The following is a 22,879-nucleotide window of genomic DNA, read 5'->3' as shown; positions in this document are numbered from 1 at the left end:
TCGCCGGTCGGGGTCATCCCCGCTCGGGGTGTTCGCCGGTCGGGGTCATCCCCGCTCGGGGTGTTCGCCGGTCGGGGTCATCCCCGCTCGGGGTGTTCGCCGGTCGGGGTCATCCCCGCTCGGGGGCTTCGCGCGCGTGCAGGGTGAGGTCGACGACCAGCGAGCGGTGGTCCGTGTGCGGCAGGTCGAGGAAGCGTGCGGCGCGCGCCGTGAAGTCCCGGCTCACCAGGACGTGGTCGATCTGCGCGCCGAGCGACGGTGTGCCGGACGCCGTCGACGCCGGCCAGGTCGGCGTGCGCGCCCCGCCCGCGAGGCGGGTGCTGTCGCGCAGCCCGGTGTCGAGGACGCGGCGGAACGCGGCGTGGTCCTGGCTCGCGTTGAAGTCCCCGGCCAGCACGGTCGGCTGCCCGGACCCGTCGCGCGCCCAGTGTTCGAGCTCGGCCAGCTCGGCCCGCCACAGCCCGACCCCGCCGGGCACGGGCGGCATCGGATGCGCGAGCTGCAGCCGTACGGAGTGCCCCTCGACCGCCGCCACCGCTCCCGGCATGCCGAGCGTGCCGTCCACCCCGGGCCCCCGCTTCAGCGGATACCGGCTGAGGATGGCCGACCCCTCCGCGCCCGTCGCCTCCACGAGAGTGCGGTACGGGAACCGCCCGCCGAGCCGCTCCTTCAGCGCCGCCGAACAGCCCGGGTCACACTCCTGGACGAAGACCAGATCGGGCCGCTCGCGCCGCACCGCCGACAGCAACTCCTCGGTGGCGCCGCCGAACTCGATGTTCGAGGTCAGTACGCGCAGCTGCGCCACCGCCCGCCCCTCCGGCTCGGCCGGTTCGCCGTACGGTCGGCAGAACAAGCCGGTCACGGCCAGGACGACCGCGCCCCAGACGAGCCCCGTGCGCCAGCGCGCGAGCGCGGCGAGCGCCGCCGCCACGGCACCGGGCAGGAGCAGCCAGGGAAGGAACGCGAGCAGCTGCGGCACGGGGGTCACGCCGTCGACATCGAGGATGCGGCAGAGCAGGACGACGCTCACGCCGGTGAGGGTGAGGGCGGCCGTCCAGCCGGCGAGCACACGCCAGGTCCCGCTCCGCCGGTCGGCGCGGGCGCCCGGGTCGCCGCCGGCCCGGATCTCGTCGCTCCGGGTGTCCGTCTCCACGTCGTGGGGCCTTTCGCAGGTGATGTCTCAGTGTGTCGCGCCGGAACCCGCCCTCGGGGAAGGGCTTCTCCGCCTTGAAGGCTCCTCCGCCTGCAAGGCTCCTCCGACGCTTCAGACGGGGGATGAGGGTGGAAAGTTGCACCGCCTTCCACCCCCCCCAGGGTCCGTTTCACGTGAAACACCGCGCCGGTCCCGCCCCCGCGATCGCCGCCAGCCTCCGCAGCGCCGCCTCCAGTACGTCGTACGGCGGCGACGCGAGGCCGATGCGTACGGTGTCCGGCGCCGTCGTCGCACCGGCCGCGAAGGCCGCACCCGGGGTGACCGCGATGCCGTGGGCGGCGGCCGCGGCCGTGAAGGTCTCGCCCCGCCAGGGCGCAGGCAGCCGCCACCAGGCGTAGTACGCGTGCGGGTCGGTGTGGACGTCATGACCGCTCAGGCAGGCCGTGACGCGAGCGTGCCGGTCCGCCGCGTCGGCGCGCTTCGCGGCCGCGAGGCGGTCCGCCGTGCCGTCGGTCAGCCAGCGCGTGGCGGCCTCCAGCGCGAAGCGGCCCGCCGTCCACCCGCCGGAGCGCAACGCCGCCGCGGCCTGCTCGTCGTCCGGTCCCGGCGTGACGAGGAGGCCCACCGAAAGACCGGGCGCGATCCGCTTCGACAGGCCGTCCACGACATACGTGCGCTCCGGGGCGTACGCGGCGAGCGGTTCCGGCGCCTCCGGGTACAGGAACGACCAGATCCGGTCCTCCACGACCGGCAACCCCAAGTCCCTTGCTGTTTCGCCCAGTTCACGGCGCCGCGCCTCCGGCATCGTCACGCAGGTCGGATTGTGCAGCGTCGGCTGCACGTACAGCGCGCTCAGCGGCGCCCCGCGATGCGCCGCCGCCACCGCCTCCGGGCGCAGCCCGTGGGCGTCGGTGGCCAGTGGTACCAGCGTGAGCCGCAGCCGCGCCGCGATCTCCCGCACCACGGGGTACGTCAGCGCCTCCACGCCGACCCGCCCGCCCGGCGGCACCAGCGCGGCGAGCGCCCCGGCGATGGCCTGCCGCGCGGTACCGGTGAACAGCAGCCGCTCGGGACCCGGGCACCAACTCCCGTACGCGAGCAGTGCACTTGCCGCCGCCCGCGCCCTCGGAGTCCCGGCAGCCGCGGCCGTCTGTGTGGCCTCGGCGAACACATCCGGGCGAAGCAGCGGCCCGAGGCTCGCACTCAACACCTCCGACTGTCCTGGCGCGGAGGGGTAGTTGAGCTCCAGGTTGACCTCGGCGGGGAGCGCGGGCGGCTCGGTCAGCGCGCGCCCGGTCGGCTCCGGCACGGCCCGTACGTACGTCCCGCGCCCCACCTCGCCGACGACGAGCCCTCGCCGCACCAGCTCTCCGTAGACCCGGCTGGCCGTGGACGGCGCGATCCTGCGGCGCCGGGCGAACAGCCGCTGCGGCGGCAGCCGGTCGCCGGGCCGCAGCCGCCCCCGCGCGATATCGGCGGCCACGGCGTCCGCGATCCGCCGAAAGTCCCTGAACTCCTCGCCGCCCATGACGCCCCCGGTGTCGTAAGGGATTGCTCCGACTACAAACCCGTCCATTGCTCCGACCGTAACCCTCTCCTACGCTCCCGACCATGGCAGACGCACTCATCGCCGACGGTGTCCGGATCGCCTACGACGCGGTCGGCCCGGCCGACGCGCCCCCCGTCGTCCTGATCCACGGACATCCCTTCGACCGCACCCTGTGGGCGCCCCAACTCGCCGCCCTCGCCCCGGACTTCCGCGTCGTCGCACCCGATCTGCGCGGCTACGGCGCCTCCACCGTCGTCCCCGGCACCACCCCGCTCGACGTCTTCGCTCATGACATCGCGGCCCTCCTCGACCGGCTCGGCGTCCAGCGGTTCGTCCTCGGCGGGCTGTCGATGGGCGGCCAGATCGCCATGGAGTGCGTACGGCTCTTCGGCGACCGCGTCACCGGCCTCGTCCTCGCCGACACCTCCCCGCGGGCCGAGACGGACGAGGGCAGAACCTGGCGCCGCGCCCTCGCCGAGCGGCTGCTCCGCGAGGGCATGAAGGGGTACGCGGACGAGGTCCTGCACCGGATGGTCGCCCCGCATTCCGCCCCCGAGGTCCAGGACCACGTCCACCGGATGATGTGCGCCACCGACCCGGAGGGAGCGGCGGCAGCCCTCCGCGGCCGCGCCGAACGCCCCGACTACCGCACCCTCCTCAGCCGCGTCACGACCCCGACCCTCCTCGTCGTCGGCGCGGAGGACACGTACACCCCGGTCGCCGAGGCCGAGTCCCTGCACGCCACCCTCCCGAACTCCACCCTCCACGTGATCGAGCGCGCGGCCCACCTGCCGAATCTGGAGGGTCCGGAGGAGTTCAACCAGGCGCTACGGGGGTTCCTGGCGGGGGTCTGAGGGTCAACGGTCCGGGTGCCGGGTGCCGGGTGCCGGGTGCGGAGTTGTGGTTGGGGTTGGGGTTGAGGGCGCGCGTGCGGCTCGCGCGGGGGTTGGCGCCCGGGCGGCTCAGCCCCGGCCCGTCCGACGGTTGCGCCCCCAGCCGAAGCGGCTCGACGCCCAGGCCGCCAGGGCCACCAGCAGGGCGAGGGCGAGGATGATCCAGGACGCGGTACGCAGGGACTCCGTCAGGGCGTCGTAGACGGCGGCGACGGCCGGGCGGGACAGCTCGGGCGGCAGGTCGCCCAGGGTGCGGCTTCGGCCCACGGCCACGGCGACTTCGAGCAGGGCCGCGCTCAGGGCGAGGCCGAGCGCCGTGGCGATGACGGCCCGGCGGCGACGTACCGCGAGACCGATGCCCACCGCCGCACACAGCACCGCCGCGATCGGCAGCCAGATCCCTGCGACCTGCAGCATGTGGAACCCCTTCCCCAGGGTGCCGAGGTTCTCCAGGACCGTGATCTCGGTGTGCTCGACGGGGATGTTGCGCGCGAACGGCACTCCGTCCTCTACGAGTTGGTCCCGTACCTGCTTGATGATCGGCGCGAGATCGAGGGTGACGGCCCGGCCGCCGCCTTCGTTCAGGGCGTCCTGCACCGCGTCGTGGGTGGCCCGGTTCGCCGCGTTCCAGGCGGTCCTGAAGGTGCCGGTCTCCGTGAAGGACAGCACCGCGTCCTGGAGGAATGGTTCGACGGCGCTCTGCAGCGGGCCCAGGTCGATGTGCTGCATGATCTCCGCGCTGACCGCGTCCGCCACGGCCTGCTGCACGTCCGGGTCGGAGGCCAGTGGCGCCATCGTGGCGACGTAGTTGTCGGCGTCCCCGATCTCGTACTTCGCCCACGTCGACGCCGACCCCAGCGGTGCCAGGAGGCAGGCGAGCACCAGCAGGACCACGGCCAGGACCGCCCGCGCCCTGCCCGCCACGCTCCGCTCGCGTACCTCCCGGGAACTCCGCACCCGTCCAGGCAAGGGCGCCACCCGCCCACCCGCGACCGGTGTTGCTGCGGCCGAGTGGCCAGGACGGGGAGATCGACACCTATGGAGCAGCAGGGGCAGGGGCAGGGGCAGCGGCGGCGGCAGTGGCGGGAGCGGCAGTGGCGGGGCGGCAGCGGCATTGGCGGCGGCAGCGGCGGCGGAGGGTGCGAGGCCGGGTGGCCGTGGTTGACGTGGTTGACGTGGTCGGGTGTGGTGCTCGTGTCGTCTGGTGGGGGCCGGGCGTCCCCGTCGGCGCCCGGCCCCCAACCCCCGTATTCAGGTGGCTGTTTACTTGCGGTTGTAGAGCCGCATCGTTATCGGGCCGAACACCGCGACCAGGAAGGCCGCCCAGCCCAGCGTCCAGATCAGCTCCGTGCCGGGCCACTCGCCCTGCATGAAGGAGCGGACGGACGAAGAGACGTGCGTGACTGGGTTGTTGTTGACGAAGGCCTGCAGCCAGCCCGGCATCGTCGAGGTCTCCACGAAGATGTCGCTGAGGAAGGTCAGCGGGAAGATCACCATCATCGAGACGCCCATCACGGACTTCTCGGTGCGCAGCATCAGGCCGAACATCGTCCACACCCACGAGAACGCGAACGAGAACACGACGAGCAGCGCGATGCCTGCCACCACTCCGGCCACTCCGCCCGCCGGCCGGAAGCCGAGGATCAGGCCGACGGTGAGGATGACGAGGGAACCGAGGACGTACCGCAGCATGTCGCCGAGGAGATAGCCCACCATCACCGAGGGGCGCCAGATCGGCAGGGTTCTGAAGCGGTCGAAGACGCCCTTGTCGATATCGGTGTTGACCGATACGCCGGTGTACATCGTGATCATCACGATCGACATCACGAGGATGCCGGGCAGCAGCCGCTGCAGATACTCCTGCGGCGAGCCCGCGAGCGCCCCGCCGAAGAGGTACGTGTACATCAGCACCATCATGATCGGGAAGGCGGTGACGTCGAAGAGCTGCTCGGGGACGTGCTTGATCTTCAGCATGGCCCGCCACCCGAAGGTGACCGACGCGGAGAGCGCGCTGGGGCGCGGTGGGCGGTCCTTGGCGATGAGGAGCTCGGCCAGCGACTCGGTGGAGACCGCGGCGAGTTCCTCCGGGGCTCCGCCTGCGCCGGGGGCGTTCGTCTGGGTCGCGGTGCTCATGCCAGTGCCTCTTCCTGTGCGTCGTCGCGGGGGTCGGTGGGGGTGCCGCCGGGGGTGGCCGGGCGGTCGGTGAGGGCCAGGAACACTTCGTCCAGGCTGGGTTGGCCGAGGGAGAAGTTGTCGACGGTGATCCCGGCACGGGCCAGCTCCGCCAGCGCGCGGGAGGCCTTCTCGGCGGCCGCGGTGCCGTTCCCGTCGCCGTTGGCGATGCGTGCGGTGAGCGCCAACGGGTCTGCCTCCAGCAGAACTTGGGCGTCGAGGGCGCCCTTCAGGAGCTCCTCGGCATCGGGGCGCTGCTCGGCGTCGCGCAGCCGCAGGTGTACGGCGCCCGCGCCGACGGATGACTTCAGCTCGCCCTTGGTGCCCTCGGCGATCACCTTGCCCTGGTCGATCACCGCGATCCGGGCCGACAACTGGTCGGCCTCGTCGAGATATTGGGTGGTCAGCAGGACCGTGGTGCCTTGGGCGACGACCGCGCGCACGATGTCCCAGACCTGGTTGCGGCTGCGCGGGTCGAGACCGGTCGTGGGCTCGTCGAGGAAGAGCAGGTCCGGGGTGTTGAGGATGGATGCGGCGATGTCGATTCGGCGCCGCATGCCCCCGGAGTAGTTCTTCACCTGCCGGGGCGCGGCGTCGGTGAGGCCGAAGGCCTCCAGGAGCTGCTCGGCGCGCTGTGCGGAGGCCCGCTTGGAGTGTCCGGTGAGCCGGCCGAGCAGCACCAGGTTCTCGGTGCCGGTCAGGTCCTCGTCGACTGAGGCGTACTGACCGGTCAGGCTGACGCGGCTGCGGACCGCGTCCGCCTCGCGCACCACGTCGTGCCCGAAGACGTGTGCCTCTCCGCCGTCCGGTCGCAGCAGCGTGGCGAGCATCTTCACGGCGGTGGTCTTGCCCGCGCCGTTCGGCCCGAGCACGCCGTAGACGGTGCCGGCCGGGACGCTCAGGTCGATGCCGTCGACCGCGCGGTTGGCCCCGAAGGTCTTCACCAGACCCGCGGTCTCGATGGCCAGGCCGGTCGAACGGCCAGTCTGGTTGCTCATGGTCCTCCGGTCCTTTCTTGTTCCTTGTCGTGGAAGCCGGGGCGGCTTCTCGGTCTTCGGGGTGCTCGCGTACGGCGTCACGAGGGGTACGGGTGGGCCGCGCGGGCCGTGCGCAGTGCGTGACCCCACCAGACGAGCTGGTCGAGCATCGTGGCCACCGCCCGGCTCGGCCGGTTCTCCGGTCCTCGCGGCAGTTCTTCGACGAGGTTGAGACCGACGCCGTCGCGCAGACTCATCGCATGCAGCTCGGTGAACACGCACCGAAGTTGCTCGACCGCGTACAGTCCCAGGCTGTCGTAGCCGTAGCTGACGAAGCCGACGGGCTTGCCGTGCCACTCGTCGTACGCGAAGTCGATGGCCTGCTTGAGGACGGCGGGGAAGCTGCGGTTGTACTCGGGCGTGACGACGACGAAGCCGTCGGCCCGGTCTACATGGCGGGCGAAGCGGCGCATCGCGTCGGTGGGGGCGGAGGGGTAACGCACGGGCAGGTCCGTGTAGTCGACGAGGTCCACCACGTCCAGCGCCAGGTCGTCGCGTTGCGTGGCGCGCTCGAGGAACCATTCCGCGACACTGCCGCCGACGCGTCCCTCGCGGGTGGATCCCACGATCACCGCGACCGCGAGCCGCTCCTCCGCCTTCGTCATCACACCCCCTGCCCGCCTCTCCGCTTCCGCCTCGTTCGTCGAGTTCTGCCTGGGCTTTGCTGGTCGTGCTTGTCGTGCCTGCTGTGCGTGCTGTGCCTGTCGTGCTTGTTTCGTGCTCCTGCTGTCTCTCGCTGTCTGCTGCTGTCTCTTGGGCGCGAGATCGGATCGCGCGGCCGCCAGATTCGATCTCGCGGGATCTCGCGGGATCTCGCGGGATCTCGCGGGATCTGACGGAATCTGATGGCTGTCTGGCGGCGGTCCAGCGGCGGTCCGGGCGAGGCCTGGCAGCGGATCACGCGCCCATGTGGCAACGGTCTGTGACCGCCAACAGCCCGCCGGCCGAGCCGAATCGCCGAGCGGGATCGGGTCGTCGGGTGTTTCCTTGAGGATGGGGGAAGGGGGGTTCGAGGAGGTCGCTCCATGCGTACGACCAGGTCCTTGCGCACTCTTGCCGTCACCGCATTCGCGAGCGGCACTCTCATCGCCGTGAGCTTCGCCTCCGCGGCACCGGCGATGGCCGGGAACGACGGCTCCGTATGGGGCGTCGTCGTCTCGCACCGCGATATCAATCTGCGGGCGGAACCCAACCCCGGTTCTGCGAAGGTCGGTTCACTGCCGCCGGGCGCACGTGAGCGCATCGAGTGCGCCACGCTCAGCACCCACGTGAACGGCAACCCGTACTGGTACTGGCTGGGCGGGGGCCGCGGCTGGGCGAGCGGCGCGTACATGAAACCGGAACGGCAGGCTCCGATGTGCGACGACACCGGCCGCAATCAGCACCAGAACCGGGGCGACTGGAACCAGCACCGCGACAACCGGGACCAGAGCCGCGACCCGGGGCGCCACCACGATCAGAACCGTGATGAGTGGAGCCGGCACCGGAACGACGCGGACTCCTGCTGGTCCGACTGCCAGTGCCAGGACTCCTGCCGCGAGCACTGAGGACCCCACCGGGCACTGCCGAGGACCCCACCGGGCACTGCCGAGGACGCCACCGGGCAGGCACTGCCGAGGACGCCACCGGGCAGGCACTGCCGAGGACATCATCGGGCGTCGCTGAGGACACCACCGGGCGGGTCTTCGCCCGACTTGCCGGGGGACCTGCCCGGGTGTGCTCTTGAAGTGCAGGGGAGTGACTGCGAGGACGAGAGGACGACCTCATGGCACACGCCGCACCAGCACCTGTACGCGCCCACCGCCCCACCGGGTCGACGGCCTGGCTGGCCCCGCTCCTCGCGGTCGTCTACGGCCTGTGGGCCGCGGCCAACCACCGCGACGGCGGTCCCATCACGACGGGCAATGTCCTGTACGGCATCGTCGCCGGAGTCGTCTTCGGGGCCGTCTACTTCGGCCTGCGGTCGATCTCCGCACGCTTGCCGCGCGAGCTGCGCGCCCTGGCCTGGGGCTCGTTCACCGGCATCGCCTTCGGCTTCCTCTACAGCCTGACCGACGCGAGCATCCTGAGGTCCATCGGCAACGCGGCCATCGTGGGCGCGGCGGTGGCCGGTGCGATGTTCTACCGCTACTACACGACCGAGGACGCCAAGGGCCGTCACGACTGAACGGGCGGCGACGGAGGCGGAGTCGACCTCGCCGACCGCAGAGGTCCCCGGCGCCGTCGGCCAGGCCGGGGTGAGCCCCGCCGCGCCCGCTTCGGTCCGTGAGTCCTCATGGCTCCGAAGTTATCCACAGGCCCCGCCGACTGTCAGTGGCGGCGCCTATGGTTTCGAAGCATGACCCCAGCCGCTCTCATCGGACGAGACCACCCGGCGGCCGTGCTGCGCGCCGAGGTGGACCGCGCCGTGCACAGCCACGGCGGGCTCGTGCTGGTCACGGGCGAGCCCGGAATCGGCAAGACGACCCTGGTCACCCAGGCCGCGCACGAGGCGCGGGACAGAGGCGCCCTGGTGCTGACAGGCGCCTGCTGGGCGTCGGACAGCGCGCCCGGGTACTGGCCGTGGGTGCAGGTCGTGCGCGCCCTGCGGCGTGCGGTGGGGGAGGAGCGGTTCGCCGCGGCCCAGGAGACCATCGGTTCGGAGACCTCGTGGCGGCTCGGCGCGCTCCTCGGTGAGTCCCCGGTGCCGGGTGCCGACGACCCGACGGCCGCCTTCCACCTGTACGACGCGGTGACGACGGCACTGGTCACCGTCTCCCAGGACCAGCCCGTGGTGGTTGTCCTCGATGACCTGCACTGGGCCGACTCGGCCTCGCTGAAACTGCTCGAATTCGCCGCGGGACACGCCTGGTTCGAGCGCCTGCTGCTGATCGGCACCTACCGGGACGCGGAGGTGGACGCCGAGGGCCACCCCCTGCGCGGCCAGATCCTGCCCCTGGTCGCGAAGGGCACGACGCTCAGCCTCGCGGGCCTGACCCGCGCGGAGACGGGCGCCCTGGTGGCGCGTACGGCGGGACGGGAGCCGGACGAGCCCACCCTGACCGAACTGCACCGCTTCACGGGCGGCAACCCGTTCTTCGTGGAGCAGTCGGCCCGCCTGTGGGCGGCGGGCGGGACGCTCGGCGCGGTCGCACCAGGCGTCCGCGAGGCGGTGCGGCGCCGCCTCGACCTGCTGCCCGCGGCGGTCAAGGACCTGCTGACAACGGGTGCGGTGCTCGGCAGGGAGTTCCACCGGCAGGTGCTCGCGGCCGTCGCGGGCGCGCCGGTGGCGCACGTCGACCGCCTGCTCGACCAGGCGGTCACGGCCCGCCTGATGACGTCCTTGGGCAACGGCCGCTTCGCCTTCGCCCACGATCTCGTACGGGAGACCCTCCAGGAGGAGCCCGCCCCGGACGAGGCCCGCACGCTGCACGCCGCCGTGGTCGAAGCCCTGGAGCGGGCACCCGACCTGGCCGCGAAGGTGTTCCCGGCGGACCGCGCCCGGCATGCGTACGCCGCGGGGGACGAGGTGGCGCCCGAGACGGCGGTGCGGCTGCTGCAGGAGGCCGCGCACGACGCCGGGTCGCGGCTCGCACTGGAGGAGCAGGTGGTGCACCAGCGGCGGGCCGCGGAGCGCGCCGTAGGCCTGGAGGACCAGGGCAGGCGGGTCCTGGTCGCGCTGGCGCTCGGCGAGTCCCTGCACCACGCGGGCGAGGAGGACGCGTGCCGTGTCGCCTTCGACGAGGCCCTGGACCTGGCCCGCTCCCTGGACGATCCGACTCTCCTCGCGCGCGTGGCGCTCACGCTCTACAGCAGGCAGCAGGCAGCTGGCCGGCCTGTTCGGCACGGAAGGCCCGAGCGAGGCGGACGAGCTGCTGCGCGAGGCGCACCGCGCGCTGGTCGGAGGGGACGAACACCACAGCGGTGCGCCCGCGCGCGGCGGCGCCGTCGACCGCACCGAAGGGCGACCGGCGAGCGAACTCGCTCAGGAACTCAGCGTCCGCAGCGCCGTCCTGGCCCGCCGGCACGCGGACGACGAGGCGCTCGGCTTCAGCCTGTGGGCCCGCCACCACGCCATCTGGGGTCCGGGCACGGCGGCCGAACGGGTCGCGCTGGTCGAGGAGTTGACCGCGATCGCCCAGCGCTCCGACGACCTGGAGGGCGAGCACTTCGCCCGCGCGTTGCACTGGGTGGCCCGCATCGAGCTCGGCGACCCGCGCTATCTCGACGAGTACCACGCGTACGTGGCGCATGCCGAGCAGTCCGGCCTGCCTCTCATGGGCGTGGGCGCGGCCATCGACCAGTCCATCGTGTGCGCCCTGGGCGGCCGCTTCGCACAGGCCGAGAGCTTCCTCACGGAGGCCTTCGGGTACGCGAGCAGAACCGAACCCCACACCCACTTCCTCCCCCTCCTGGAGCACCACCGCTGGACGCTGGCGCTGCTCCAGGGGCGGTACGAAGGAGTGGACGAGGTGCTGCGCAGCCTGGAGCGCGGGCACCCGTGTGCGCGCCTCCTCTTCGGGATCACGGCGGTGGAGCGCGCCGAGGAGGAGGGCGCTTCCCGGGCCGAGTTGGAGGCGGCGGTGGCGTACGCGCGGGAGCTGCTCCCGGAGCCGGGCCCGGAGTCCGGCCCGGAGTCCGGGCCGGAGGCGGAGCCGCACCCTCGTACGGCGGACATCGACCGCGGTTTCCTGCCGTTGCGGCTGCGGTTCCAGGCGCAGGCCGCGGCGGCCTCAGGGGACCGCGCGCTGTGCGCGGCGGCCCGCGCGGCGCTCGTGCCGTACGCAGGGCAGTGGGCGGTGTCGATGTTCGGCTGGGACATCAGCGGCCCCGTCGTGCACTGGATCGCCCTGTGCGACGCCGCGTCGGGCCGCCTGGAGGAGGCGGAGCAGGGCTTCACGAGGGCGTACCGCTCGGCCGAACTCCTCGCGGCCAAGCCCTGGTCGGTGCTGGCCCGCGCCCAGCTCGCCGAGGTCCGCGCGGCTCGCGGCGAGGACCCGGCACAGCTGCTGACCGAGGTCGTACGGGACGCGGAGGACCTCGGCATGCGGCAGGTGCTGCGCCGCATGAGCCGGATGCGGGAGGTCCGCGCGGCACCGGAACCGACGACTCCCCCGGCCGCCCTGGCACAGCCACCGCCTTCCAGGGAACCTGTCGGCACCGCGACCGGTCCCGAACTGCCCACGCCTGCCCACGAGTTCCGTTACGACGGCACGGTCTGGACGCTGTCGTACGCCGGTCGGACGACACCGATGCCCGACGCCAAGGGACTGCGGGACCTGCGGCAGTTGCTGTCCCGCCCGGGCGACGACATCCCGGCCGTGCACCTCCTGGCGCCCGAGGGCGGGGCCGAGGTGGTCGCGGCCCGCAGCCTCGGCGGGGATGCGGTCCTGGACGAGGAGGCGAAGCGGCAGTACCGCGTCCGTCTCGACCGTCTCGACGAGGAGATAGACCGCGCTGCGGCGAGGGGCGCCACGGAGCGCGCCGCGGAGTACGACCGGGAGCGCAAGGCTCTCCTCGACGAGCTCCGTGCCGCAGCGGGCCTCGGTGGCCGCACCCGCCGCCTCGGCGACGAGGCGGAGCGCGCCCGCAAGACGGTCACCGCCCGCATCCGCGACACCCTCCGCCGCCTGGACACCCGCCATCCCGAACTGGCCGCGCACCTGCGGGAGTCGGTCTCGACGGGCAGCACGTGCGCGTACAGACCGAAGGGCGGGGCGCCGGACTGGCGGCTGTGAGGGCCTGAGGTCGCCGCCGCCCGGCCGGAAGCGTCCTGCCCATGAATGCCTGAACCGAGGGCTGGTGGCCCAGGGGAGTCTCCCTCTAGTCGCCGAACTGCTGCGCGGACCTGTCCACATGGGCGAGTCGGCGCAGGGCGTTGAACACGGCCTCGCCCAGCACCGTTCCGATGACCACGGTCTCCACGAGATCCTCGACCGCCACCCGGCGGTTCACATAGTCGAGGTCGGCGCGGGCGACCTGCTCGGCGGCGTCGGCGTAGTCGTCGAGGAGTTCGGCGAACGCGGCGTGGCCGAGGCGGTCGAGGGCGACGAGTGCGTGCGCCAGGTCGGTGGCGGCCGGGTTGTCCGTGCTGACGCGCCAGCCGCGTCGCGCGATCAACTCCTGCACGGTGTCCCGCGCTTCGGACCGGGCGTCGTCGTCTCCGTCGTCCGGCTGCGGCGGCCCGAGCCGGTTGGCCGCGGCGCCCAGCACGTCGTGCACGGGCCGGCCGGGCTCGTCGACGGCCTGCAGTACCTCCGCGATGGCCGCCACCTTCAGCCCGCCGACGTCGAGCAGCGCGCGGATCAGCCGGAGCCGACGCTCGTGGGTCTCGTCGTAGCGCGCCTGGTTGGGGCTGCTGAGCTCGCCGGGCGGCAGGAGTCCCTCGCGTACGTAGTACTTGATCGTCGGTACCGGAACCCCGGTTCTTCGGCTCAACTCACCGATGCGCATGGGCGGTTCACCTCTGGATCCATTCCTTCATCCGTCTCTCGGCCCTTCGGTCATTCGACCCGTCGGCCCTTGCCAAGGGTCCACCCATCATAGATAGTGGCACTATCGGATAGCGGATAGTGCCGCTATCCATTACGTCGCCATGCGTCTCAGCTGTCTTCACGGGAGGGGTTCGTCATGAGGAAGCCGAGCGAGTCATCAGGGCTGGTCAAGCCGGGGGAGTCGGGGGCGCCGGAGGGTCGGCGGGTGGCGTGGAATCGGCCGTTGCTCGTGTTCGTGGGGCTGATGGTCGTGACCTCCGTGGTCTGCGCCGCGGGCCTGGTCCTCGACGACCGAGTGCTCGTCGGCTCGCCGATCTGGCTCAAGCCGTTCAAGTTCTCGGTCTCGTTCGTGGCGTACTGCCTGTCGCTCGCCTGGCTTCTCGCGCAGCTTCCGCCCGGCGGCGGGGCGGCGCGCGTGGGCGGGTGGGCGGGGGCCGTCGTGGCCGCGTCGGGGCTGGTCGAGATGGTGATCATCGTGGGGCAGGTGGTCCGCGGCAGGCGCAGCCACTTCAACGAGGCGACGCCGTTCGACTCGGCACTGTTCACCGTCATGGGGGCGACGATCGTCGTGCTGTGGGCGGCCACGCTGCTGATAGCCGTCCTGCTGCTGCGCGCCCGCGTCGCGGACCGGGCGGCGGCGCGGGCGATGCGCGCCGGGATCGTGCTGGCGCTCGCCGGGTCGGCCGTCGGATTCCTGATGACACGGCCGGCGCCCGGGCAGCTGCGCGGGGAGTCGGATGTGATCGGCGCGCACAGCGTGGGCGTACCGGACGGCGGGCCGTCGATGCCGCTCACCGGCTGGTCGGTCACCGGCGGTGACCTGCGTATCCCGCACTTCTTCGGCATGCACGCGCTGCAGCTGCTGCCGCTGCTCGTCATCGCCCTGGTGCTGCTCGGGCGACGTGTGCCCCGGCTGCGGGGTGAGCGGGTGCGAGCGCGACTCGTCGGCCTGGCGTCGCTGACGTACGCGGCGGTCTTCATCGTCCTCGGTCAGCAGGCGCTGCGCGGCCAACCCCTGCTGCGCCCGGACGTGACGACGCTGGCCGGGACGGGCCTGATCCTGGCGGCGACGGGGGCCGGGGCATGGGTGATTCTGCGAGCGGAGTCACGGCCGGGACCTCCGTCGCGGCCGAGATCTCCCTCACGGCCGGAGAGCGGGAGTCGGCCGGAGTCGGACAGTGGCGCGCATCGAGGCCCACGAGCGGCCAACGCGACCATCACAACAAGGAGTTGACGAGTCATGACCGGCTTTCTCTTCGAGCTCACCTTCTGGCTGGCCGCCCCGGTCTGGCTGTTGCTGATCCTCGCGCCGGGCACCCGGCTCACCGAACGGGTGGCCGCGTCCCCGCTGACGGTGGTCCCCGTGCTGCTCGTCTATCTGGCGCTCGCACTGCCAGTGCTGCCCGAGCTGTGGGCGGCGGTCAGCAGCCCGGACGTGGACGGGTTCCGCGAGCTGACCGCGCTGGCCGATGGTGCGGGTGCGGTGTGGGCGCAGGTCATCGCGTGGGACCTGCTGCTCGGCCAGTGGATGTACCGCGAGGCCCGCCGACTCGGCATCTCTGCCTGGGTGATGGGCCCCCTTCTCGTACTGACGATCCTGCTCTCACCGATCGGCCTGCTCCTGTTCCTTCCGCTGCGGGCGATACGGAGGGCCGGTGCGGGGGAGGCCACGCCGGTCGTGGCCGGTGCGGATGAGGCCGCGCCCGTAGCCGTCCCGGCGGGCGAGGCCACGCCCGCCGGGACGGCCAGGGCTGCGGCGGCCGACCCGGTGGCGGGAAATTAGCCTGGCCCCATGGGAACAGCCGAGCTCCGAGCGCCCGCCCTGCTGCGCGGTCAGGGGCCGACGCTGGCCGCGGTCGCGGTGGGCGGTGTGCTCGGGGCGGCGGCTCGTTACGGGGCGTCGCTGATCTGGCCGACGCGGGCCGGGGCGTTCCCGTGGACGACGCTCGGTGTGAACGTCGTGGGGTGCGCCGCGATGGGCGTCCTCATGGTCGTGATCACGGAGGGCCGGCAGCGGCACCGCCTGGTCAGGCCGTTCCTCGGCACGGGCGTGCTCGGCGGGTTCACGACGTTCTCGACGTACGCCGTGGACATCGAGCGCCTGACCGGCCTGCGCGAGGTCCGCGCCGCGTTCGGCTACCTCGCCCTGACCCTGGTCGCGTCCCTCGCGGCGGTGTGGCTCGCGGCGACGACCACCCGCCGCGCCCTGAACACGACGCGTACGAAACGGATGACGCGTACGAACCGGATGGCGCGTACGAACCGGATGACGCGTACGACCCGCCCGCCCCGGAGGCGATGAGGACGATGACGACGATGACGAAGAGGCTCACCGGCACCGCCCTGCGCCTGACGATCTTCATCGGGGAGAGCGACACCTGGCAGCGCAAGCCGCTCTACAGCGAGATCGTGCACCGCGCCCACCGGACCGGCCTCGCGGGCGCCAGCGTGTTCAAGGGGATCGAGGGCTTCGGCGCCTCCTCCCTCGTCCACACTCAGCGGCTGCTCTCGCTCAGCGAGGACCTGCCGGTGGCGATCGTGATCGTCGACACCGAGGAACGCGTCCGCGCCTTCCTGCCCGAGCTGGACGAACTCGTCGGCGAGGGGCTCGTGACCCTCGACGACTGCGAGGTTGTCCGCTACACCGGCCGGGACCACACGTGACCCACCGGACCCACCCCCGCCACCAGCCCCTCCAGCGGAGGGCTCCGCGATGAACTGGCTGTATGTGCTGGCCGGTGCGGCCGTCGGTGCCCCGCTGCGCTACCTCACGGACCGGGCCGTGCAGTCGCGGCACGACTCGGTGTTCCCCTGGGGCACGTTCACGGTGAACGTCACCGGCTGCCTCGTCCTCGGCCTGCTCACCGGCGCGACGCTCACCGGCGCGACGCTCGCGGGTGCCGCGCCCTCCCCGCTGTATCTGCTGCTCGGCACGGGCCTGTGCGGGGCGTTGAGCACGTACTCGACGTTCTCGTACGAGACCCTGCGCCTCGTGGAGTCGGGGGCCCGCCTGCTCGCAGGCCTGAACGCGGTCGCGAGTGTGGTGGCAGGTCTCGGGGCGGCGTACGCGGGGGTGGCATTGGCCGAGGCGTGGTGGGCCTGACCGGCTCCGCACTCAGGCCTCAGCCGGTAGATCCACCCGGGCCCTCAGTCGGCAGATCCCCCGGGCCCTCAGCCAGCAGGTCCCCCCGGCCCTCAGCCAGCAGATCCACCCGGAGCTCGCTCAACCGGCCCGGCTCGGCGATGACATCGATCCGGGAGACGTCCCCGCCCGTGGCCTCGAAGACCAGCGCGACCGCGAGCCGGCCCTGACGCACCATCACGAGCCCGGCGGAACCGTCGATCAGGGCCGTGCCCGTGAACCGTGCCCGGCCCATCGCGGCCATCGCACCCTCGGCGACCCGGCGGGTACCACGTACGACGACGGGTTCGGGCGTCGGGACGACGGCGGGGTCGGCGTGCAGGACGACGTCCGGGTGGAGGAGCGCGACGAGAGAGTCGAGATCGCCGTGACGCGTGGCGGCGAGGAACGCCTCGACGACCTCCCGCAGCCGCCGCGCATCGGTACCGGCACCCGTACCAGTACTGGAACCCGTACCCACTCCCGCACCGCCACCCGCCCCCGAACCGCCATCGCTCCCCCGGACCCGTCGCCGTGCCCGGCTCGCCAACTGCCGTGTGGCGTCCGGTGATCGCTCGACGAGAGCACTGATCTCGTCGAACGGCACGGCGAACAGATCGTGCAGCACGAACACCACCCGCTCGACCGGCCGCAGCGTGTCGAGCACGACGAGCAGCGCGTGCCCGACGGCATCGGCAAGCAGCGCCTCCTCCTCCGGACCCGACCCCCGCCCCTCGGCAACAAGCGGCGCACCCACCGACGTACCGACCGACGTACCGACCGATGTACCGACCGATGTACCCACCGATGTACCCACCGACGAACCCACCGACGAACCCGCGGGCGCACCCACCCCCGTACCGCCCGACACCTCGGCGTCCAGCGGCTCCTCGCGCCGCGCCTGCCGCGCCCGCAGCATGTTCAGGCACACCCGGGACACGACGGTGGTCAGCCAACCGCCGAGGTTGCGTACGGCGTCCACATCCGCCCGGTCGACCCGCAGCCAGGTCTCCTGCAAGGCGTCGTCGGCGTCACTGAGCGAACCGAGCATCCGGTACGCGACGGCCCTGAGCCGAGGCCGCTCCTCCTCGAACCGCCGCACCAGCACGTCATCCCGCATCCGGCGATTCTGCCCGAGCCGTACTCTTGGGGCGAGCGCCCAGGGGTGGGGAGGAATCGGCATGGTGGAGTGGCGGTACGTCTCCCGCGAGGCCAGGGCCGTCCCCCGACCGTGGGCCGCACCTTTCATCTGGACGGCGGCCTACGCGGGCGCGTTCGGCCTGGTCCACGTCCTCGACCTGCTCGGCGCCCTCGACAGCACGGGCCTCGCCCTCGCCGCGCTCTCCCTCTTCGCGGCCCTCCTCGGCGTCCGCGGCAGCTTCGTGGCGGCCCCGGGCACGGCCGTCCTGTGCTGGGGCTTCCTCAACTTCTTCGGCACGTACCCCACCGGCGAGATCTCCTGGGCAGGCGGCCGCGACCTGGAGTGGATGGCCTGCCTCCTCGCCGCGGCCCTCATCGGCACGACCACGGCCCGAGTCCTGCACGCCCGCGCCGCGTACCGCCGCATCACGCCGTACGAGAACTGACCAGGCCTCAGCGGCGCCAGCCTCTGGCCGGACAGCCGGACAGCCGGACAGCCGGTCAGCCGGTCAGCCGGTCAGCCGGTCAGCCGGACAGCCGGACAGCCGGTCAGCCGGATCGCCAGCCCGATCGCCGGATCGCCAGCCCGATCGCCGACCCCAACCGCTAGCCCGATCGCCGACCCCAACCGCTAGCCAGGATCGCCCCATTCGCATGCTAAACAACCCTTATGTCGCACCCGGGAACCCTCGTCCTGATCATGGCCATCGCCGTGCTCGCGCCGCTGCTGTCGTACGGGCTCGGGCGCTGGGTCCGGATTCCGCTCGTGATCTTCGAGATCGTCCTGGGTATCGTCATCGGCCCCGACGTACTCGGCTGGGCGCACCACGACCACGCCGTGGACATGCTGTCCGACCTCGGCCTCTCCATGCTGATCTTCCTCGCGGGGTACGAGATCGAGTTCGCGGCGGTACGCGGGGACACGCTGCGGCGGTCGGTGTGGGCGTGGCTCGTCTCGCTCGTCCTCGGCCTCGGCCTCGCCCTCGCTCTGACCGGCGCGGACGTCTCCAAGACGGTCGTCATCGGCACCGCCCTCACCAGCACCGCACTCGGCACGGTCCTGCCGATCCTGCGCGACAGCGGCGATCTCAAGGGCCGCTTCGGCACCGTGATGATGGCGTTCGGCGCGGTCGGCGAGTTCGGGCCGATCATCGCCATGGCGCTGCTGCTCAGCGGCCGCCAGCCGGGCCGGTCGGCCGCGGTTCTCCTGGTGTTCGCCGCGATCACCGCCGTCGCCGTCTTCTGGGCGCTGCGCCCGCGCCCACCGTGGTTCGCCGAGGTCATCGCCAACACCCTGCACTCCAGCGCCCAGTTCGCGATGCGGTTCGTGATGCTGCTGCTCGTCGCGATGCTCGCGCTCGCCGGGGCGTTCGGCCTGGACACGCTGCTCGGCGCGTTCGCCGCCGGCATCCTCACCCGCCTCGTCATGCACGGCGCGGCGCCGCAGAGCAGCCCGGAGATCCTCGGCAAGGTCGAGGCGATGGGCTTCGGCTTCTTCGTACCGGTCTTCTTCGTCGTCACCGGCATCGAGTTCGACCTCGCCTCGCTCCTCGACGGCGGCCGCGCCCTCGCCCTCCTCCCGGTGTTCCTGCTGCTCTTCCTCCTCGTACGCGGCCTGCCCGCCTACGCACTCGCCCCCCGCGACCTCACTCCGACCGACCGCCGGGCCCTCGCCCTGTACGCGTCGACCTGCCTCCCCCTGGTCGTCGCCATCACCACGATCGGCCTCGACGAGAAGGTCATCGGCCAGGGCGAGGCGGCAGCTCTGGTCGGCGCGGCCATGATCTCGGTGCTCGTCCTGCCGCTGGCCGCCCTGCGCTTGCGCACGCGCGGGGGCTCGGCGAAGCCGTCGAAGACCCCGGTGCAGGGGACGGAGGCCTGGTAGCCCGAGCCCCACGCGCCCGCTCCGCGAGCCCACGCCGCGAGGCCACGCCCTGCCGCCCCGGAATTCGTCATTGCCGCAGCGGGCGCCGGTCGGTCCTGTAAGGCTGAGAGCCGTGACGTACGCGGTGACGGTGGATACGAGGATTCCGAGCGGTGCGCCGGAGATGGACGAGCTGCAGGGGGTCGGCGCCGCGGCCCTGCTTGAGGAGGGGCTGCGGGGGATCGGACTGCTCGAAGGGCCGGACGGGGTGGAGGTGGAGGTCGACGACACGTTCGTGGGCGTCCATACCGGCGGGGCGCTGTTGAAGATCTTCGTCACGGCACCGGCCCTTGAGACAGCGGAGCGGACGGTGCGCTCGCTGGTGGAAGAGGTCCTGGAGAGTTCGGAGCTGCTCGCTGACTGGAGCGTCGAACGGTGCGAGGTCGAACTGCACCCTGACCTCGTCAAGGAGAGCCTGGACGCGGCCGACGGCCCGGAAGCGCCCCCGGCGGATGTGGCCGCCCGACGTGCCCGCCTGGCGGAGCCCGAGGGAGGGACCGCCGCCGACCCGGCCCGTGCCGCTGCCGCGTCGAGGGCCGCGGAGGCGCGGATGCGCGCACTCGCCGCCCAGTTGAGGGCTTTCGGGCCGGGCACGTTCGGTGCTGCCGACGAGGAGTGCGAGGTCCCCGAGACCCTTGAGGCCCCCGAGGCCCCCGAGGCCCCCGAGGTCCCCGAGGCCCGCGAGGCCCGCGAGGCCCCCGAGACCCCCGAGGCCCCCGAGACCCCCGAGATCCCCGAGGCCCCCGGGACCTCAGCCGCCTCGGTGTCGTCCGAGGACGCGGAGCTGGCCGCGGGAGCGCTGGTCCGGGCGGCGGACGTCGTCCTGGACGAGCTGTTCCAGGACGCCTTCACGCTCGACCAGGAGGAGACGAACGTCGCCGAGTGCGACGAGCTGCTGTGGCTCCTCGACGACCTGCCGCCGCGGTACGCCCTGCGCTACGACGCGCACTTCGCCCGCCGGTTCCTGGTGACGGCCGTGGCACTGACCACGCGCTTCACCGACGGCGGCTTCGTGCGGCTGAGCTGCGTCGCGGAGGAGCTGGCGCTGAGACTCCTGCTGAACACCGCGCGGGTCACCTTGGACACCTTCGGACTGCTGAGCGGCGGAGTCTCGTCGGCGTTGGAGCGCTTCTCGGAGGCGGTCCAGGAGGGCAGGGACCACACGTGGCTGTACGACGACACGCAGGACGGGACCGACGGGACCGACGGGAGCGCGGTGGGCGAGTACCTGCGTCGCAGGGCGACCGCGGGGCCGGGCACGTGGTTCACGCCGTTCGACGACGGCAGCTACGTGCATCCGTACGCGGCCGACGAGCCCGACGAGCTCGACGAGCCTGAGGAGGGCCGCGAGGGCTGACCGGAAGGCCGCGAGGGCTGACCGGAGGGCCGCGAGGGCTGACCCTGCTTGATCACGGCAGGTGACGGGACTGGCTCCCGGTCGTGGACCGGCCGACGAGGAGGTCGGTGACCAGGGCGAGGGGTGGCCAGTCCAGCCGGCCGTGGCGGGCCACGGCGTAGGAGCGCAGTTCGACGTCGGGGGCGGTGAGCGGGACGAGCCGCACCGCCGGGAACGTGGCGGTCCCCATGGGGAGCAGGCCCACGCCGAGCCCGGCGGTGATCATTCCCTGCACGAGGTCGAGGCTGTCGGCCTGGTGGGTGATGCGCGGGGTGAAGCCCGCCATGGAGGCGAGGGTGCGGATGACGGTCTCGTCCGCGGTGTTGCGCGAGTTGACGATCCAGTCCTGACCGGCGAGCTGGGCGAAGACCTCCAGCGTGCTGCCCGGGCGGATGTCGGCCCGCGCGGGGACGCCCAGGCCCCAGCGCGCAGTCCACAGGGCGGTGGCGCGCACCACGGGGTCCTCGGCCGCGGGTGCCAGGTTGTAGTCGTAGGTCAGGGCCAGGTCCGTCGCGTCCTCGGCCAGGAGCCGCAGTGCCTCGGCGGGTTCGTGTTCGCGGACCAGGATGCTCAGGCGGGGGTGGCTCGTGGTCAGGGCGGTGACGATGGGCAGCAGGTGGGCGCGTATGGCGGTGGCGAAGCCCGCGACGCGCAGGGTGCCGTTGGGCTCGCTCCCCGGGGCGAGGTCGTGGCGCGCCGTCTCGACGGCGGTGAGGATCGTCACCGCGTGCTCGGCAAGCCGGCGGCCGGCGGGCGTCAGCCGGACCAGGCGCCCGTGCGGTTCCGTCAGGGCGGTGCCCATGTCGTCCGCCAGGGCGGCCATCTGCTGCGAGACCGTCGAGGTGGTCGTGCCGAGCATGTCGGCCACCGCGCGCATGGACCCCAGGCGGGACAGTTCCACCAGCATGCGTAGGCGTCGGGTCTCCATGGCCTCATTGTCCATGATCTGCTGACGGATTGTTCAGGATCGGCACGTGGACGCGAACGGTCCGCGGCTCGTCTACTGGCCTCCATGAGCTTGCTCGAACACCGCGCACGTCTGCGCATGCCCTCGGCCACCACCGGAACCGTGATGGCCGTGGCCGCCATGTCCACCATCCAGCTCGGCCTCGCGCTGTCGGTCTCGCTGGTCGACCAGCTCGGAGCCCTGGGTACGACAGGGCTGCGCCTTGCGTGGGCCGGTGTGCTGCTGCTTGCCCTGGTACGGCCGCGCCTGCGGGACTTCAGCGGCCGCGACCTGTTCGCGTGCGCCCTGTTGGGCACGGTCAGCGCGGGCATGATGGTGTTCTTCATGCTCGCCGTGACCCGGCTGCCGCTCGGCACGGCCAGTGCGCTGGAGTTCCTCGGCCCGCTCGCCGTGTCCCTCTGCGGCCCGGGTCGCGGTCGTAAGCGCTGGACCTTGCTGGCCGCCATCGGTGTCGTGGCGCTGACCGAGCCGTGGCACGGTGGCATCGACGCGGTCGGCGCGGGCTACGCCCTGACCGCCGCGGCCTGCTGGGCGGCCTACATCGTGCTGACCCAGCGCGTGGGCGACTCCGTGACCGGTCTGAACGGGCTGGCCGTCTCCATGCCCGTCGCCGGGTGCATCGGCCTCCTCGTCGCGGCACCCTCCGACCTGGGACACGTCACGTGGAAGCTGCTCGGAGCCACTCTCGGGCTTGCGGCCCTGAGCGCCGTACTGCCCTTCGTCCTGGAGTTCCTCGCCCTGCGCCGCCTCACGGCCTCCGCGTTCGGCACCCTGATGAGCCTGGAACCGGCCATCGCGCTGCTCGCCGGGCTGCTGGTGCTCGGCCAGATACCCGGCTTCGCCGCCGCGGCCGGTGTCGCCTTCGTCGTGCTCGCCGGCATCGGCGCCACCCGCACCGGCGGCCGCCCCGCTCCGCCGCCCCCTGACCCCCGGCACGCCGTGGCGCCCGACGGCGAGCACACCGCCGCCCCACGCCCCACGGCGACCGGGAGCACGTGGTGAACTGCGGCATCTCCACCGCCAGTGCCGTGGCTCCGCACCACCGGCCCGGCAC

General features: G+C 72.5%; 21 protein-coding genes and 1 pseudogene. 13 read left to right on the top strand and 9 right to left on the bottom strand.

Features of this window, described 5'->3' with window-relative positions; translation table 11 throughout:
• Positions 1-109: 109 nt before the first annotated feature.
• On the bottom strand, positions 110-1,153 hold the full coding sequence (locus QIT00_RS20675; RefSeq protein ID WP_408909809.1) for an endonuclease/exonuclease/phosphatase family protein: 1,044 nt from the start codon (positions 1,151-1,153) through the stop codon (positions 110-112).
• A 169-nt stretch (positions 1,154-1,322) separates the two neighbouring features.
• Positions 1,323-2,681: an aminotransferase-like domain-containing protein gene (locus tag QIT00_RS20670; protein WP_282536873.1), complete on the bottom strand. Its 1,359-nt coding sequence runs from the start codon at positions 2,679-2,681 to the stop codon at positions 1,323-1,325.
• An 83-nt stretch (positions 2,682-2,764) separates the two neighbouring features.
• On the opposite strand from QIT00_RS20670, the gene QIT00_RS20665 reads away from it, so the two are divergent.
• The gene (locus QIT00_RS20665) at positions 2,765-3,556 is read left to right on the top strand and encodes an alpha/beta fold hydrolase (RefSeq protein ID WP_282536805.1); all 792 of its coding nucleotides are present in this window, start codon (positions 2,765-2,767) and stop codon (positions 3,554-3,556) included.
• 108 nt (positions 3,557-3,664) lie between these two features.
• On the opposite strand, the gene QIT00_RS20660 is transcribed toward QIT00_RS20665, so the two are convergent.
• The 4 genes from QIT00_RS20660 to QIT00_RS20645 form a co-directional block, all read right to left on the bottom strand.
• Entirely contained in the window at positions 3,665-4,552 is an 888-nt protein-coding gene (locus QIT00_RS20660) for a hypothetical protein (RefSeq protein WP_282536804.1), read from the bottom strand.
• 306 nt (positions 4,553-4,858) lie between these two features.
• Positions 4,859-5,728 (bottom strand): ABC transporter permease, encoded by an 870-nt coding sequence (locus tag QIT00_RS20655; protein WP_282536803.1) that lies wholly within the window; start codon positions 5,726-5,728, stop codon positions 4,859-4,861.
• Complete coding sequence (locus QIT00_RS20650; RefSeq protein WP_282536802.1) at positions 5,725-6,765, bottom strand: ATP-binding cassette domain-containing protein; 1,041 nt, start codon at positions 6,763-6,765, stop codon at positions 5,725-5,727. The genes QIT00_RS20655 and QIT00_RS20650 overlap by 4 nt, the downstream gene beginning before the upstream one ends.
• A 77-nt stretch (positions 6,766-6,842) precedes the next feature.
• The gene (locus QIT00_RS20645) at positions 6,843-7,409 is read right to left on the bottom strand and encodes an NADPH-dependent FMN reductase (protein WP_282536801.1); all 567 of its coding nucleotides are present in this window, start codon (positions 7,407-7,409) and stop codon (positions 6,843-6,845) included.
• 420 nt (positions 7,410-7,829) lie between these two features.
• Here QIT00_RS20645 and QIT00_RS20640 point away from each other — a divergent pair, with 420 nt between their 5' ends.
• The 3 genes and pseudogenes from QIT00_RS20640 to QIT00_RS38975 all read left to right on the top strand — a co-directional run bounded on the left by QIT00_RS20640 (position 7,830) and on the right by QIT00_RS38975 (position 12,521).
• The gene (locus tag QIT00_RS20640) at positions 7,830-8,351 is read left to right on the top strand and encodes an SH3 domain-containing protein (RefSeq protein WP_282536800.1); all 522 of its coding nucleotides are present in this window, start codon (positions 7,830-7,832) and stop codon (positions 8,349-8,351) included.
• A gap of 218 nt (positions 8,352-8,569) precedes the next feature.
• Entirely contained in the window at positions 8,570-8,971 is a 402-nt protein-coding gene (locus tag QIT00_RS20635; protein WP_282536799.1) for a hypothetical protein, read from the top strand.
• A gap of 171 nt (positions 8,972-9,142) precedes the next feature.
• Positions 9,143-12,521: pseudogene (locus QIT00_RS38975) on the top strand (AAA family ATPase).
• 85 nt (positions 12,522-12,606) lie between these two features.
• Here the strand turns inward: QIT00_RS38975 and QIT00_RS20625 are convergent.
• The gene (locus QIT00_RS20625; protein ID WP_282536798.1) at positions 12,607-13,236 is read right to left on the bottom strand and encodes a MerR family transcriptional regulator; all 630 of its coding nucleotides are present in this window, start codon (positions 13,234-13,236) and stop codon (positions 12,607-12,609) included.
• 285 nt (positions 13,237-13,521) lie between these two features.
• On the opposite strand from QIT00_RS20625, the gene QIT00_RS20620 reads away from it, so the two are divergent.
• Genes QIT00_RS20620 through QIT00_RS20600 form a run of 5 tightly spaced genes read left to right on the top strand, consistent with a single transcriptional unit; the run spans position 13,522 to position 16,380 of the window.
• Positions 13,522-14,511: a hypothetical protein gene (locus QIT00_RS20620; RefSeq protein ID WP_282536872.1), complete on the top strand. Its 990-nt coding sequence runs from the start codon at positions 13,522-13,524 to the stop codon at positions 14,509-14,511.
• A 6-nt stretch (positions 14,512-14,517) separates the two neighbouring features.
• Positions 14,518-15,060: an ABA4-like family protein gene (locus tag QIT00_RS20615; protein WP_408909808.1), complete on the top strand. Its 543-nt coding sequence runs from the start codon at positions 14,518-14,520 to the stop codon at positions 15,058-15,060.
• Between the two features lie 9 nt (positions 15,061-15,069).
• Positions 15,070-15,579, top strand: a complete 510-nt coding sequence (locus QIT00_RS20610) for a fluoride efflux transporter FluC (RefSeq protein WP_282536797.1) — start codon at positions 15,070-15,072, stop codon at positions 15,577-15,579.
• Positions 15,580-15,593: 14 nt separating this feature from the next.
• Complete coding sequence (locus QIT00_RS20605; RefSeq protein WP_282536796.1) at positions 15,594-15,941, top strand: DUF190 domain-containing protein; 348 nt, start codon at positions 15,594-15,596, stop codon at positions 15,939-15,941.
• 49 nt (positions 15,942-15,990) lie between these two features.
• The gene (locus tag QIT00_RS20600) at positions 15,991-16,380 is read left to right on the top strand and encodes a fluoride efflux transporter FluC (RefSeq protein ID WP_282536795.1); all 390 of its coding nucleotides are present in this window, start codon (positions 15,991-15,993) and stop codon (positions 16,378-16,380) included.
• 19 nt (positions 16,381-16,399) lie between these two features.
• Here the strand turns inward: QIT00_RS20600 and QIT00_RS20595 are convergent, their stop codons facing one another.
• Positions 16,400-17,518, bottom strand: a complete 1,119-nt coding sequence (locus QIT00_RS20595; RefSeq protein WP_282536794.1) for a sigma-70 family RNA polymerase sigma factor — start codon at positions 17,516-17,518, stop codon at positions 16,400-16,402.
• 61 nt (positions 17,519-17,579) lie between these two features.
• Between QIT00_RS20595 and QIT00_RS20590 the strand changes: the two genes are divergently transcribed.
• The 3 genes from QIT00_RS20590 to QIT00_RS20580 all read left to right on the top strand — a co-directional run bounded on the left by QIT00_RS20590 (position 17,580) and on the right by QIT00_RS20580 (position 20,819).
• Positions 17,580-17,984 (top strand): hypothetical protein, encoded by a 405-nt coding sequence (locus QIT00_RS20590; protein WP_282536793.1) that lies wholly within the window; start codon positions 17,580-17,582, stop codon positions 17,982-17,984.
• A 224-nt stretch (positions 17,985-18,208) separates the two neighbouring features.
• Positions 18,209-19,423, top strand: a complete 1,215-nt coding sequence (locus QIT00_RS20585; RefSeq protein ID WP_282536792.1) for a cation:proton antiporter — start codon at positions 18,209-18,211, stop codon at positions 19,421-19,423.
• A gap of 112 nt (positions 19,424-19,535) precedes the next feature.
• On the top strand, positions 19,536-20,819 hold the full coding sequence (locus tag QIT00_RS20580) for a hypothetical protein (protein ID WP_282536791.1): 1,284 nt from the start codon (positions 19,536-19,538) through the stop codon (positions 20,817-20,819).
• Between the two features lie 52 nt (positions 20,820-20,871).
• On the opposite strand, the gene QIT00_RS20575 is transcribed toward QIT00_RS20580, so the two are convergent.
• The gene (locus QIT00_RS20575) at positions 20,872-21,786 is read right to left on the bottom strand and encodes a LysR family transcriptional regulator (RefSeq protein ID WP_282536790.1); all 915 of its coding nucleotides are present in this window, start codon (positions 21,784-21,786) and stop codon (positions 20,872-20,874) included.
• 84 nt (positions 21,787-21,870) lie between these two features.
• Here QIT00_RS20575 and QIT00_RS20570 point away from each other — a divergent pair, with 84 nt between their 5' ends.
• On the top strand, positions 21,871-22,827 hold the full coding sequence (locus tag QIT00_RS20570) for an EamA family transporter (RefSeq protein WP_282536789.1): 957 nt from the start codon (positions 21,871-21,873) through the stop codon (positions 22,825-22,827).
• Positions 22,828-22,879: the final 52 nt, after the last annotated feature.

It is taken from the genome of Streptomyces luteolus (assembly GCF_029968015.1).
GTDB classification, from domain to species: Bacteria; Actinomycetota; Actinomycetes; order Streptomycetales; family Streptomycetaceae; genus Streptomyces; species Streptomyces luteolus.
The sequence above is the reverse complement of the archived record's forward strand: the minus strand, read 5'-3'. Positions and strand labels throughout refer to the sequence as shown.

Coding starts and splice junctions, on each gene's coding strand:
- QIT00_RS20670 (WP_282536873.1), bottom strand. CDS start 2,681: ATGGGCGGCGAGGAGTTCAGGGACTTTCGGCGGATCGCGGACGCCGTG.
- QIT00_RS20665 (WP_282536805.1), top strand. CDS start 2,765: ATGGCAGACGCACTCATCGCCGACGGTGTCCGGATCGCCTACGACGCG.
- QIT00_RS20655 (WP_282536803.1), bottom strand. CDS start 5,728: ATGAGCACCGCGACCCAGACGAACGCCCCCGGCGCAGGCGGAGCCCCG.
- QIT00_RS20650 (WP_282536802.1), bottom strand. CDS start 6,765: ATGAGCAACCAGACTGGCCGTTCGACCGGCCTGGCCATCGAGACCGCG.
- QIT00_RS20645 (WP_282536801.1), bottom strand. CDS start 7,409: ATGACGAAGGCGGAGGAGCGGCTCGCGGTCGCGGTGATCGTGGGATCC.
- QIT00_RS20640 (WP_282536800.1), top strand. CDS start 7,830: ATGCGTACGACCAGGTCCTTGCGCACTCTTGCCGTCACCGCATTCGCG.
- QIT00_RS20635 (WP_282536799.1), top strand. CDS start 8,570: ATGGCACACGCCGCACCAGCACCTGTACGCGCCCACCGCCCCACCGGG.
- QIT00_RS20625 (WP_282536798.1), bottom strand. CDS start 13,236: ATGCGCATCGGTGAGTTGAGCCGAAGAACCGGGGTTCCGGTACCGACG.
- QIT00_RS20620 (WP_282536872.1), top strand. CDS start 13,522: ATGGTCGTGACCTCCGTGGTCTGCGCCGCGGGCCTGGTCCTCGACGAC.
- QIT00_RS20615 (WP_408909808.1), top strand. CDS start 14,518: ATGACCGGCTTTCTCTTCGAGCTCACCTTCTGGCTGGCCGCCCCGGTC.
- QIT00_RS20610 (WP_282536797.1), top strand. CDS start 15,070: ATGGGAACAGCCGAGCTCCGAGCGCCCGCCCTGCTGCGCGGTCAGGGG.
- QIT00_RS20605 (WP_282536796.1), top strand. CDS start 15,594: ATGACGAAGAGGCTCACCGGCACCGCCCTGCGCCTGACGATCTTCATC.
- QIT00_RS20600 (WP_282536795.1), top strand. CDS start 15,991: ATGAACTGGCTGTATGTGCTGGCCGGTGCGGCCGTCGGTGCCCCGCTG.
- QIT00_RS20595 (WP_282536794.1), bottom strand. CDS start 17,518: ATGCGGGATGACGTGCTGGTGCGGCGGTTCGAGGAGGAGCGGCCTCGG.
- QIT00_RS20590 (WP_282536793.1), top strand. CDS start 17,580: ATGGTGGAGTGGCGGTACGTCTCCCGCGAGGCCAGGGCCGTCCCCCGA.
- QIT00_RS20585 (WP_282536792.1), top strand. CDS start 18,209: ATGTCGCACCCGGGAACCCTCGTCCTGATCATGGCCATCGCCGTGCTC.
- QIT00_RS20575 (WP_282536790.1), bottom strand. CDS start 21,786: ATGGAGACCCGACGCCTACGCATGCTGGTGGAACTGTCCCGCCTGGGG.
- QIT00_RS20570 (WP_282536789.1), top strand. CDS start 21,871: ATGAGCTTGCTCGAACACCGCGCACGTCTGCGCATGCCCTCGGCCACC.